Here is a 13,224-nt window from a genome sequence, read left to right on the forward strand (position 1 = left end):
ACCGACCCTCCACGGTGGCGCGCTTTTTTTTGGACCTGTCGCTGTCCGCAGCGGCAGGTCGATGTCGCAACAAGGAGTGGTACTGGCCACGCCCCTTCGCCGCCGAGGGGGCGTGGCCAGGCCCGCTTTCGCCATCTACGCGCGGCCGCAGCATGACCGACGCGTTTCGCTTACAGGAGTGCAGTTCCCATGACGACCGATAGCCGCCAGTTCGCGGCTCCATCCCGCCGCCACGCCGGAGCTGCACCCAGGAGCCGAATGCTCGCGTTCGCTCTGTTGCTCGCGCTGCCCGCGCTGCACGTCAACGCGGCGCAATCGCCCACCGCCCCTACCGCCACTACGCTCAGCCCCGAGGCGATCGACCAGCAGTGGCTCGATGCCACCGCTGCCTATGCGCCCGAACGCGAGCGTCTGGTGCGCGAAGCCGAAGCCGGCGCACGCAAGGGCCCGTTCCGTCCCGACTGGGCCGCACTGAAGGCCTATCAATCGCCGGCGTGGTACGACAACGCCAAGTTCGGCATCTTCATCCACTGGGGCGTGTTCTCGGTGCCGGCGTTCGGCAGCGAGTGGTATTCGCGCAACATGTATCTGCAAGGCTCCAAGGAATTTGCCCATCACGTGGCGACCTACGGGCCGCAGGCGAGTTCCGGCTACAAGGATCTGATTCCCAAGTTCACCGCGCCCAAGTTCGACCCGAATGGCTGGGCCAAGCTGTTCCGGCAATCCGGCGCGCGCTATGTAGTGCCGGTGGCCGAGCACCACGACGGTTTTGCGCTGTACGACTCCAAGCTATCCGACTGGACCGCAATGAAGATGGGGCCCAAGCGCGACCTGCTGGGCGAGTTGTCCAAGGCCATCCGCGCACAAGGGCTGCATTTCGGGCTGTCATCGCACCGTGCCGAACACAACTGGTTCTTCGATGGCGGGCGCACCTTCGATTCGGACGTCAACGATCCGCGTTACGCCGCGCTGTATGGTCCGGCGCAGGTGCGCCTGCCGGGCAAGGACGATGCCGATGTGGCCAACGACTGGACACCGGTCTCGCAGGCCTGGCTGGACGATTGGCTGGCGCGCACCACCGAGTTGATCGACACCTATCAACCGGACCTGATCTATTTCGATTGGTGGATCGCCCACCCCACCTTCCGCCGCAGCCTGCCGACGATGCTGGCGTATTACTACAATCAGGGCGCGGCGCGTACCGAAGCAGACCGCGGCGTGGTGGTGAACTACAAGCTGGGCGCCTTCCCCGAAGGTGCAGGCACGCTGGATATCGAGCGCGGCCAGCTCACCGGCATCCACCCCACGCATTGGCAGACCGACACCTCGGTAAGCAACGCCTCGTGGGGCTATATCGAAAACGACACCTACAAGTCGCCCACCTTCATCATCCACATGCTGGCCGACGTGGTGGCCAAGAACGGCAACCTGATGCTCAACATCGGCCCGCGCGCCGATGGTTCGATTCCGGAGACCGAGCGCGGCATCCTGCTGGCGATCGGCAAATGGCTCAGGACCAACGGCGGCGCGATCTACGACAGCAAACCGTGGCGCGTGTATGGCGAAGGCCCCACCGAAGTGGTGGGCGGCACTTTCCAGGACATCAAGACCAAGCCGTACACGGCCGAGGATTTCCGCTTCACCACGCGCGATGGCGCGCTGTATGCGATCGAACTCGGCTGGCCCAGCAATGGCGAGGCGGTGATCCGCTCGCTCAAGGCCGCCGACGGCGTGCGCGCGGTGACCTTGCTGGCAAACGGCAAGAAGATCCCGTTCGAACAACGGGCCGACGGCCTGCATCTGCGCCTGCCGGTCAAGCCGGTTGGCGAGAGTGCCTACGTCTTCCGCATCGACCTCTCCTCCCCCACTCCCTGACGGATGTTGTCTTTCATGAGCAAGCGATTGACCTGGATGTTGCTCGCGCTGGCATTTGCCTGCGCCCCGGCCTTGGCCAAAAACCCCACGGCGTTGTTCTATCTGATGAACACGCAGAAATCGACCAACTCGTTCATTGCCAACGTCGACAAGATCGATGTGGTGGTGCCCACCTGGTACGGCGTGGACCAGAACGGCCTGGTCAACGGCACCCCCAACATGTACCTGTACGACATCGCCAAGCAGCACAAGCTGCGGGTGATGCCGATCCTGTCGATGACGACCGGTCGCGAAGGCTTCCACAAGCTGATGCATGACGAAGCCGCCAAGAAGCGCATGATCGAATCGCTGCTCATCCACGGCAAGCAGCACAAGTACTACGGCTTCCAGTTCGATTTCGAAAACATCGCCTGGACCGACCGCGACGCCTACACGCTGATGGTCAAGCAGACCGCAGATGCGCTGCACAAGGCCGGTTTCAAGATGTCGGTCGCCGTGGTGCCGAATGCACCGGGTCATGCCGAAGGCGGCCAGTTCTCCAAATGGATGTGGGAATACTGGCGCGGTGCGTACGACCTCAAGGCGCTGGGCCAGGCGGTGGATCTGGTCAGCCTGATGACCTACGACCAGCACACGCGCTGGACCACGCCGGGCCCGGTCGATGGCATGGTGTGGATGAAGAAGCACCTGGATTACGCCATCACCCAGGTGCCAAAGGACAAGCTGTCGCTGGGCATCGCCACCTACGGCTACCGCTGGTACACCGGCAACCCGGTGAAGGAAGACGGCACCGAGGCATCGAACATTTCCGCAACGTATATCGATGCAGACGAGTCATTCCCGCTGGCGCAGGAACAGAACGCCACCGTGCAGTGGGATCCGGTCGAGCAGGAATCGTGGTTCTACTTCTATCGCGACGACATGCGCGAGTGGGTGTTCCGCCCGGACGCGCGCAGCTTCAAGGCACGTTACGAGCTGACCAAGCAATACGGCCTGGAAGGCTTCAGCTGCTGGGTGCTGGGCGCCGAAGACCCGAAGGTGTGGGACGAGCTACCGACCGCGCAGCGCTAAGCGCAGCCGACGCTACGATGGCACAGTGATCAGGCGGGCGCGGCTGGTGCAAGGAATCGGACTGCGTGGCTGCATTCCGATTCCAGCGTTGCCCGCGCCCGTTTTGCAGCGACCGACTCCCCTGACGTGATCGCATGACCACGCGGTGCCCACGCTGCCCAGCGGGACCAAGCGTGCGCCAGTCACTGCGTCTTCCGACACGGCTTTGCTACTGTGCGTGGCTGCCGTGTACCGCCGCCATACCGGGATGTGATTGCATGACGTCGAACTCCGCACCCACCGCACGCCTGACAGCCGTCGCGCCGTTCTCCTCGCGCCTGCTTGCGCTTGCGTTCGCAGCAGTGTCGCTGGCCGGCTGCGGTCAACGTGCGCCAGGCACCTCGCCGGCCGCTGCCACCGCCGGCGCACCTGCTGCCGCAACCGCAGACACTGCGGGTACCCCGTTGCCACTGATTCCCGCAGCAGTCGAGGTCAAACGCGGTAGCGGCAGCTTCACGGTGGGCGCCGGCACGGTGATCTCGATCGTACCCGGCGATGCCGATGCACGCCGCAGTGCCGAACATCTGGCCGATTTGCTGCAACGCACACGCGGGCTGCGGTTGGAAGTGCGCGCCGAAACCAGCGCATCGCCGGGCAGCATCCGCCTGGAGCGCAGCGCGCAGGCGCCGGTAGCGCACAAGGAAGGCTACAGCCTGGAGGCCGACGCCAGGGGCGTGCGCATCGCCGCGCGCGATGGCGCCGGCTTGTTGTACGGCGCAATCAGCGCCTGGCAATTGATGACACCGGATGCACGCAAGGGCGAGGTCCGGCTGCCGGCGGTGACGATTCGCGACTGGCCGCGTTTCAGCTGGCGCGGCCAGCACCTGGATGTGGCCCGGCATTTCCATGACGTGGACACGGTCAAGCATGTGCTCGATACGATGGCCCTGCACAAGCTCAACGTGCTGCATTGGCATCTCACCGATGACCAGGGCTGGCGCATCGAGATCAAGCGCTATCCCAAGCTCACCGAGGTAGGCGCATGGCGCACACCGCCCGGCGCCGGCCAGCACGGCACGCCGCAGCGTTATGGCGGCTTCTACACCCAGGAACAGATCAGCGAGATCGTCGCCTATGCGGCGCGCCTGCATATCACCGTGCTGCCGGAACTGGACATGCCCGGCCATGCACAGGCAGCCGTTGCCGCCTACCCCGAAGAAGTGGGCGTACCCGGCGCACGCACGCAGGTGGGCGTGGACTGGGGCGTCAACCCGTACCTGTTCAACACCAGCGAACGTAGCCTGACCTTCATCACCAACGTGCTGGACGAAGTGCTGACCTTGTTCCCATCGACCTACATCCACATCGGTGGCGATGAGGCGGTGAAGGATCAATGGGAAGCCTCGCCGGCGGTGCGCGCGCAGATGCGCAAGCTCGGGGTCAAGGACGCGCATGCGATGCAGGGCTGGTTCAACGAACAGCTGGCGGCCTACCTCACCCAGCACGGCCGGCGCATGATCGGCTGGGATGAAATTCTGGAAGGCGGCGTGCCGGCCAGTGCGTCGGTGATGTCGTGGCGCGGCATCGAAGGCGCGGTGATTGCAGCACAGCAAGGCCATGATGTGGTGCTGGCGCCGGGCGACTGGCTGTATCTGGACAACCTGCAGACCACGCGCAGTGACGAACCGAACGGTCGCCTCACGGTGTTGCCGCTGTCGAAGGTCTACGCATTCGACCCGGTACCGGCCGAGCTCAGCGCCGAACAGGCCAGGCGTGTACTGGGCGCACAAGGCGCGTTGTGGTCCGAATACATCCCCTCGCAGTGGCATGTGGATCACGCCTTGTTCCCGCGGTTATCTGCAATAGCGGAAGTGACCTGGTCGCCGCCGGCAGCGCGCAACTGGAACAGCTTTCTGGCCCGCATGCCGGCGCAGCTGCAGCGCTACAAGGCGCTGGGCATCGATTACAGCGACGGCGCCTTCGCTGCCGATATCGCGCTGGAAGGCGGACCCAATCCGGTGCTCGCCGGCGGGCCGGCCAAGGTGACACTGAGCACGCAAGCCGGCGCGGGCACGCTGCACTACACCATCGACGGCAGCGAGCCCACGCCGGCATCGCCGCGCTACAGCGCGCCGTTGACGATTCGCTTGCCGACCACGGTCAAGGCCACGGCGTTCGATGCGAACGGCACGCCGCTGGCGGCCACGCGCAGCCGTACCTTCGATCGCGCCAGTTTGTTGCGGGTGGATACGCAGGGACTGCAGCACTGCGTCGAAACCGGCGCGCTCGGCTTGCGGCTGCCGCTGCTGCCGGAGATGACCGGCGCCGACACGCCGGTGTACAACGTCGACCTGTTCCATGCCTGCCGCCTGTATCCGCAGGCACGGCTGGACGGTATCGGCGCAATCCGCATCGACGCCGCACGCCTGCCCAACAACTTCGGCCTGGCACACGAGCAATCCAAGGTCGTGCAATACCCGGCCAAAACCCGCGGCGGTGAGCTGGAAGTGCGTCTGGGCTGCGACGGCGATCTGATCGCCAGCGTGCAGCTGCCGCGCAGCGACACCCTGGGCGAACAATTCACCCTGGAAACCGCACTGCCTGCACGCACCGGCATCCACGATCTCTGCCTGCGCTTCACCGCGCCGATCCGCGGCCCCCTGTATGCCATCGGCGCCGTCCAACTGATTGAAACCACTGCGCAGGCGCCCCCCGCCGCCACGCGCTGAGCCACCCTAGGAGAGTCACGCATGCCCCTGTCCCGTCATCGTTTTGTTCCCGCCCCCGCCCGTCTCGGGCTTGCCCTGGCCTTGGCCATCTCGCAGGCCTGGGCAGCACCGCCGACGGCAGTGACGCTGGACAGCGGCTGGCAGGTGCGGCTGGTGCCGGGTCAGGAGCAGGGCAAGACGTATCCGAAGGCAGCGGCGTGGCTGCCGGCGCAGGTGCCCGGTGCGGTGCAGACCGACCTGATCGCCGCCAAGATCGTGCCCGACCCGTTCTATCGCGATAACGAAGGCAAGATCCAGTGGGCGGGCCTGAGCGATTGGCAGTACCAGACCCGTTTCAACATCGATGCGGCCACGCTCAAGCGCGAACATGTCGAGCTGGTGTTCGACGGCCTGGACACGTTTGCCGAGGTCACCCTCAATGGCAAGCAGCTGCTCAGCGCCGACAACATGTTCCGGCAGTGGCGCGTGGATGCGAAATCCTTGCTCAAGCGTGGCGATAACGTGCTCGAGGTCAAGCTGTATTCGCCGATCAAGAAGATCCAGCCGTGGCTGGCCAAGCAACCGTATGCGCTGCCGGGCGCCTACGATTCGGCGTTCGGGGACGAGCCGGAGGCACGCCACAGCTCTACCTACGTGCGCAAGGCGCCGTACAACTTCGGTTGGGATTGGGGCCCGCGCATGGTCAATGCCGGCATCTGGAAGGATGTGCGCGTGGAAGCGTGGGACGCCGTGCGGGTGGATGGGCTGCATATCGCCCAGCAACGCGTGGATGCCGATAGCGCGCAATTGCAGGCGCAGCTGGAACTGCAGGCCGGCCGCAGCGGGCCAGTGCAGGTGACGCTGGATGTACTGGGCCCGGATGGGCAAAAAGTCGCCCAGTTCACCCAGGACGCGGTGGTCGATCCCGGGCAGAACCGCATCGACCTGGCGGTGCGCATCGCCAAGCCCAAGCGCTGGTTTCCGGCCGGCTACGGCGCGCAGGACCGCTACACCTTCGTGGCCAACGTACGCGATGCCGATGGCGACAGCCAGCAGATCAAGCGGGTCACCGGCCTGCGCTCGGTGGAGCTGCGCCGCGAAAAAGACCAGTACGGCAAGAGCATGGAGATCGTGATCAACGGCATCCCGATCTTCGCCAAGGGGGCCAACCTGATTCCGCTGGATGCCTTCCCCGCACGTGTCACGCACGCGCGCATGCGCAGCACCTTGCAGGACGCGCGCGATGCCAACATGAACATGCTGCGCATGTGGGGCGGCGGGCATTACCAGGACGACTATTTTTACGACGTCGCCGACGAGCTTGGCATCATGATCTGGCAGGACTTCATGTTCGGCGGCGCGGTGCCGCCGTACGACGTGGAGTTCCGCGAGAACACCCGGCAGGAGGCGATCGAACAGGTCAAGCGGCTGCGCGATCACCCCAGCATCGTGTTGTGGTGCGGCAACAACGAAGTGCAGACCGGCTGGGAAAACTGGGGCGACCGGGTCAAGTTCAAGCAGTCGGTGGACCCGGAAGAACGCGCCCGCATCGAACGCGGCATGACCACCTTGTTCGGCACCGTATTCCGTGAAGTGGTGGCCACCTACGATAACGACGTGCCGTACTGGGCCACCTCGCCGGGCACCGATTTCGATGGCGCGGCCGACCAGACCAACGATGGCGACATGCATTACTGGAAGGTGTGGGGCGGCCCTGCCCTGCCGGTCACCGAATACCTCAACGTCACCCCGCGCTTCATGTCCGAGTACGGCCTGCAGTCGTTCCCCGATATGCGCACCGTGCGGGCGTTTGCCGAGCCCGGCGACATGGATCCGGAATCGCCGGTGATGCGCGTGCATCAGAAGTTTGACAAGGGCAACGGCAACAAGCGGCTGATGCTGTACATCCGCCGCGAATTCGGCGAGCCCAAGGATTTCGACAGTTTCGTCTACCTGAGCCAGCTGATGCAGGCCGAAGGCATCAACATCGCCGCTTCGCATCTGCGTGCCTCTCGCCCGCAGTCGATGGGTTCGCTGTACTGGCAGCTCAACGATGTGTGGCCGGGCGCGTCGTGGTCCAGCGTGGATTACTACGGCCGCTGGAAGGCGCTGCATTACCACGCACGGCGCTTCTACGCGCCGGAAATGATCGCCGCATTGCGCAGCGACAAGGGCCAGACCGAGGTGTCGCTGGTCTCCGACCGCACCACCCCGCTGGCAGCGCGCTGGCGCATGCGAGTGATGGGCATGGATGGCAAGGTGCTGAGCAAGCGCGAAGAAAAGGCCAGCGTCAAACCGCTGAGCAGCCTGCAGGTGGGCAACTTCAGCGACAAGCAATTGCTGGGCAGCGCCGATCCCAAGCGCACCTACGCGGTGTTCGAGCTGCTCGACGGCGACACGTTGCTCTCGCGCGAGGTGGTGTTCTTCGCGCCGGCCAAGCAGCTTGCATTGCCGGCCGCGAAGATCGACAGCCAGTGGCGTGCCGATGGCGATGGCTACGCACTCACCCTGACCAGCAACACGCTGGCGCGCGAGGTGTGGCTGTCGTTCGGCGATGTGGATGCCACGCTGTCGGACAACGCCTTCGACCTGCTGCCGGGTGAGCCACTGACCGTGCGGGTGAGCAGCAAGGCGGCACTGGCGCAGTTGCAATCCACGCTGCAGGTGCGCGACCTGGCCGCCACGCTGGCTGGCGCGCCGCCGGAGCCTGCCGAAGCAAAGTAAACCGCCAGGAACAGGTCTCAGCAGACGACGCAGCACGCGCGTAAGCACGCTGCTTTATCCGCGAAGACCGCATGTAGCGCTGACGGCTCCATGCAATGCATCGCACGCAAGGCAGTCAGCGATTTGTAATGACCACTGCCCGCAGCATCACTGCGGGCGACCCAAGCGCAACGCGTGACGGCCATGGCCGCCGCGCAGGAGTGAACCGATGTCGTTGTCCGTCTTTCCGTGCCGTCTTGCCGCTGCACTCAGTGTGAGCCTGGCCCTGCCGCTCATCGCTGCACCGGCAGTGGCCGCAAAAAACACCGATGCAACGCCCGAACAGCGCGCCGCCGCCCTGGTCGCGCAAATGAGCCGCGAAGAAAAAGTGGCCCAGGCCATGAACGATGCACCGGCGATTCCGCGCCTGGGCATCCCCGCCTACGAGTGGTGGAGCGAAGGCCTGCACGGCATCGCGCGCAACGGCTACGCCACGGTGTTTCCGCAGGCCATTGGCCTGGCGGCGAGCTGGAATACCCGCCTGATGCAGCAGGTGGGCACGGTGGTGTCCACCGAAGCGCGCGCCAAGTTTAACCAGGCCGGTGGTCCGGGCAAGGACCATAAACGCTACGCCGGTCTTACCATCTGGTCGCCCAACATCAACATCTTCCGCGACCCGCGCTGGGGCCGTGGCATGGAAACCTACGGCGAAGATCCGTTTCTCACCGGGCAGATGGCGGTGGGCTTTATCCGCGGCCTGCAGGGCGAGGACCTCAACCATCCACGCACGATCGCCACGCCCAAGCACATCGCGGTGCACAGCGGCCCCGAGCCGGGCCGGCATGGCTTCGATGTGGATGTCTCGCCACGCGATGTGGAAGCGACCTATACGCCGGCCTTCCGCGCTGCCATCGTCGAAGGACAGGCCGGCTCGGTGATGTGTGCGTACAACTCGCTGCACGGCACCCCGGCGTGCGCGGCCGACTGGTTGCTCAACGGCCGCGTGCGCGGCGACTGGGGCTTCAAGGGCTTTGTGGTGTCCGATTGCGATGCGGTCGACGACATGACCCAGTTCCATTATTTCCGCCCGGACAACGCCGGCTCGTCGGCCGCCGCGCTCAAGGCCGGGCACGATCTCAACTGCGGGCATGCCTATCGCGAACTCGGCACGGCGATCGCGCGCGGCGAAGTGGACGAAGCCTTGCTCGACCAATCGCTGGTGCGCCTGTTTGCCGCCCGCTACCGCCTGGGCGAGCTGGAGGCCCCGCGCAAGGACCCGTACGCGCGGCTCGGCGCGAAGGACGTGGACAACGCAGCGCATCGTGCGCTGGCCTTGCAGGCGGCCGCCGAGTCGATCGTGCTGCTGAAGAACGATGCCAACACGTTGCCGCTCAAGGCCGGCACGCGGCTGGCGGTGATCGGCCCGAATGCGGACGCACTGGCTGCATTGGAGGCCAACTATCAGGGTACCTCGTCCGCGCCGGTGACGCCGCTGCTGGGCCTTCGTCAGCGCTTCGGTGCGCAGCAGGTGAGCTACGCACAAGGCGCACCGTTGGCTGCCGGCGTGCCCGGCATGATCCCGGAGACGGCACTGCGCAGCGATGGCAAGCCGGGACTGCGTGGCGAATATTTCGACAACGTCGACATGAGCGGTGCTGCACGCGTGGTGCGGCAGGACCGCACGGTGAGCTTCAACTGGGATCAGGTCGCCCCGGCAAAGGGCGTACCGGCCGACCGCTATGCCGTGCGCTGGAGCGGCGAGCTGCTGCCGCCCAGCGCTGGCGATTACACCCTGGCAGTGCGCGTGGCGCGTTGCTTCGACTGCAGCGGGCACGACCCGGTACGCCTGTATATCGACGACAAGCTGGTGGTTGCCGGCAACGCCGAAGACAAGCACGTGCCGGCCGGCATGCACAACGCCGACGGCCGGAGCGTGGAAACCGTGCTGCATTTCGACGACACCCGCCCACGCAAGATTCGCCTGGAAATGGAGCATCGCGGCCAGGATCAGGGCGTGCGCCTGGAATGGCTGGCTCCTGCCGCCGCGCAACTGGCCGAAGCCGAGCAGGCCGTGGCACAGGCAGACGCTGTGGTCGCCTTCGTTGGCCTGTCGCCGGATGTGGAAGGCGAAGAGTTGCGGATCGATGTTCCCGGCTTCGACGGTGGCGACCGCAACGACATCGCCCTGCCCGCCCCGCAGCAAGCGCTGCTCGAACGGGCAAAGGCGTCCGGCAAACCGCTGGTGGTGGTGCTGATGAGCGGCAGCGCGGTGGCCTTGAACTGGGCCAAGACGCATGCCGATGCGATCGTGGCCGCGTGGTACCCGGGCCAGTCCGGCGGCACCGCGATCGCGCGCATGCTGGCCGGCGACGACAATCCCGGCGGTCGCCTGCCGGTGACCTTCTACCGCTCCACCAAGGACCTGCCGGCCTACGTCAGCTACGACATGAAGGGCCGCACCTACCGTTACTTCAAGGGCGAGCCGCTGTTTGCGTTCGGCTATGGCCTGAGCTACACCCGCTTTGCCTATGACGCGCCGCAGCTGTCCACCACCACGCTGCAAGCCGGCAGTTCGCTGCAGGTAACCACGACCGTGCGCAACACCGGTGCACGTGCCGGCGACGAAGTGGCGCAGGTGTATCTGCAATATCCGGACCGTCCGCAGTCCCCGTTGCGCAGCCTGGTCGGTTTTCAGCGCGTGCATCTTGCAGCGGGCGAGCAACGCACGCTGACCTTCAACCTGGATGCACGCGCGTTGAGCGACGTGGATCGCAGCGGGCAGCGCGCGGTGGAAGCCGGCAACTACACGTTGTTCGTCGGCGGCGGGCAGCCGGGTACCGGCGCGGCCGGCAATACCGCGCCGTTTTCGATCCAGGGGCGTTCGCCGTTGCCGAAGTAGGCGCCGCATCGCGCTGACGCACGCAGTCGCCGGCCATGCCGGAGCAGGTGGACAACAGCGGCGCGGGTGTCGATGGCGTGTCGACGAGGCACCATGCTGCCGGAGGCAGCGACGTGCATGCCTACGCGCCCTTGTCGGCGTGTTGATCGGCGCTGACGATGCCGCTGGAGGGCGGCCGGACGAGTGCCGACGTGCGGGCTGCAGGCCGGAGGTCGTGGTGCCCAGCGTGGCGTTGTCGAAGGCGGTTTGCGGCCCGCATCCAGAAGGGCAGACCGCGGACCGGCCCGCGACTGCGCCATCGAATAGTCCACATGCGGCAACGAATTGTGCGACCGCACTATGCACATTCGGCGCACACGTTGTATGGTCATCGGGAATTGGTCATGCATAGGTCTCATCCTCAGCCGGCAGGTCGCGCGGCTCTGGAGCGGCACTGGCGTGCGGGCCTGCTGTCGACATCCAAGGAGTTCCAGGTCATGCATACCCGCCGCGACATCCTTCAGTTGCTCGGCGCTAGCGCCGGTGCCGGCTTGCTGGCCAGCGCCCTGCCCGCGTTCGCGGCCGCGCCCGCCACCGGCGCGTCCAGTGCAACCGGCCGCTTTGTCAGCAAGCGTCCGCCCAGGGCGCAGCGCCGCTTCGTCAGCAAGGCGGTCGAGCAGCAGATCGCGCAGATCAAGGCGCGCATCGCCGACCCCGAACTGGCCTGGCTGTTCGAGAACTGCTACCCCAACACGCTCGACACCACCGTGGAAACCGGCACCCGCAACGGCAAGCCGGACACCTTCGTCATCACCGGCGACATCCACGCGATGTGGCTGCGCGACTCGTCCGCACAGGTGCACCCGTACGTGCCGCTGGCCAGGCGCGACCCGGCGTTGCGGCGCATGTTCCATGGCCTGATCCAGCGCCAGGCTGCGTGCATCACGCTCGACCCCTATGCCAACGCGTTCCTGCCCGACGGCCAGACCCAGCGCCTGAAGTGGTCGCTCAACGACATCACCGAAATGAAGCCGGGCGTGGGCGAGCGCAAGTGGGAAGTGGATTCGTTGTGCTACCCCATCCGCATTGCGCACGAATACTGGCGCGCCACCGGCGACACCGCACCGTTCGACGACGACTGGCGCGCGGCAATGCACGTGGTGGTCAAGACCTTCCGCGAGCAGCAGCGCAAGGACAACCGCGGCCCGTACGTGTTCCAGCGGCCCTCGCCACTGGCCACCGAAACCCTGGTGCTGGAAGGCTACGGCCAGCCGACCAAGCCCAACGGCATGATCCACTCGATGTTCCGCCCCTCCGACGATGCCTGCGTGTTTCCATTGTTCGTGCCGGCCAACCTGTTCGCAGTCACCTCGCTGCGGCAGCTGGCCACGATGAGCACGGCCTTGCATCGCGACACCGCCTTCGCCGCCGAGTGCACCGCGCTGGCCGACGAAGTGGAAACCGCCACCCGCCAGTTCGGCCAGCAGCGCGATGCCGACGGGCAGGCGTACTGGGCGTTTGAAGTGGACGGCTTCGGTAACCAGTTATTCATTGACGACGCCAATGCACCCGGTCTGCTCAGCCTGGCCTACCTGGGCTGCTGCGATCGCGCCGACCCGGTGTTCCTGCGCACGCGCCAGCTGGCCTGGAGCGAACGCAACCCGTATTTCTCGCGCGGCAAAGCGGCCGAAGGCGTCGGCAGCCCGCACAGCGGCATGGGCACGATCTGGCCGATGTCGATCATTCAGTACGCGCTGGTCAGCGACGACGACGCGCAACTGCGCCAATGCCTGCAATGGTTGAAAACCACCCACGCCGGCACCGGCTTCATGCACGAGGCCTTCGACAAGGACAACCCGAGCACCTTCACCCGCGACTGGTTCGCCTGGGCCAATACCTTGTTCGGCGAACTGATCATCGACCTGCATCAACGCAAACCCCAGCTGCTGCGTAGCGCCTGACCTTCCCCTCTCCCATCGGGACCTCGGTCCCCTTCATGGGAAGAAGGTG

At 65.7% G+C, this 13,224-nt stretch carries 6 protein-coding genes; all 6 read left to right on the top strand.

Annotation, left to right across the window (positions count from 1 at the left end):
- Positions 1-189 precede the first annotated feature (189 nt).
- The 6 genes from ACCQ07_RS15175 to ACCQ07_RS15200 all read left to right on the top strand — a co-directional run bounded on the left by ACCQ07_RS15175 (position 190) and on the right by ACCQ07_RS15200 (position 13,175).
- Positions 190-1,875, top strand: a complete 1,686-nt coding sequence (locus tag ACCQ07_RS15175) for an alpha-L-fucosidase (protein ID WP_078565777.1) — start codon at positions 190-192, stop codon at positions 1,873-1,875.
- Positions 1,876-1,878: 3 nt separating this feature from the next.
- Positions 1,879-2,946 (top strand): glycosyl hydrolase family 18 protein, encoded by a 1,068-nt coding sequence (locus ACCQ07_RS15180; protein ID WP_014090759.1) that lies wholly within the window; start codon positions 1,879-1,881, stop codon positions 2,944-2,946.
- A gap of 257 nt (positions 2,947-3,203) precedes the next feature.
- Positions 3,204-5,654: a family 20 glycosylhydrolase gene (locus ACCQ07_RS15185; protein ID WP_372363428.1), complete on the top strand. Its 2,451-nt coding sequence runs from the start codon at positions 3,204-3,206 to the stop codon at positions 5,652-5,654.
- 21 nt (positions 5,655-5,675) lie between these two features.
- A complete protein-coding gene (locus ACCQ07_RS15190) occupies positions 5,676-8,357 on the top strand; it encodes a beta-mannosidase (protein ID WP_372363429.1) in 2,682 nt (893 codons plus the stop codon).
- Between the two features lie 208 nt (positions 8,358-8,565).
- Positions 8,566-11,235: a glycoside hydrolase family 3 C-terminal domain-containing protein gene (locus ACCQ07_RS15195; RefSeq protein ID WP_033478616.1), complete on the top strand. Its 2,670-nt coding sequence runs from the start codon at positions 8,566-8,568 to the stop codon at positions 11,233-11,235.
- 476 nt (positions 11,236-11,711) lie between these two features.
- A complete protein-coding gene (locus ACCQ07_RS15200; RefSeq protein ID WP_372158016.1) occupies positions 11,712-13,175 on the top strand; it encodes a glycoside hydrolase family 125 protein in 1,464 nt (487 codons plus the stop codon).
- Positions 13,176-13,224 lie beyond the last annotated feature (49 nt).

Source organism: Xanthomonas sp. NCPPB 3583, assembly GCF_041475715.2.
GTDB lineage: Bacteria > Pseudomonadota > Gammaproteobacteria > Xanthomonadales > Xanthomonadaceae > Xanthomonas > Xanthomonas euvesicatoria.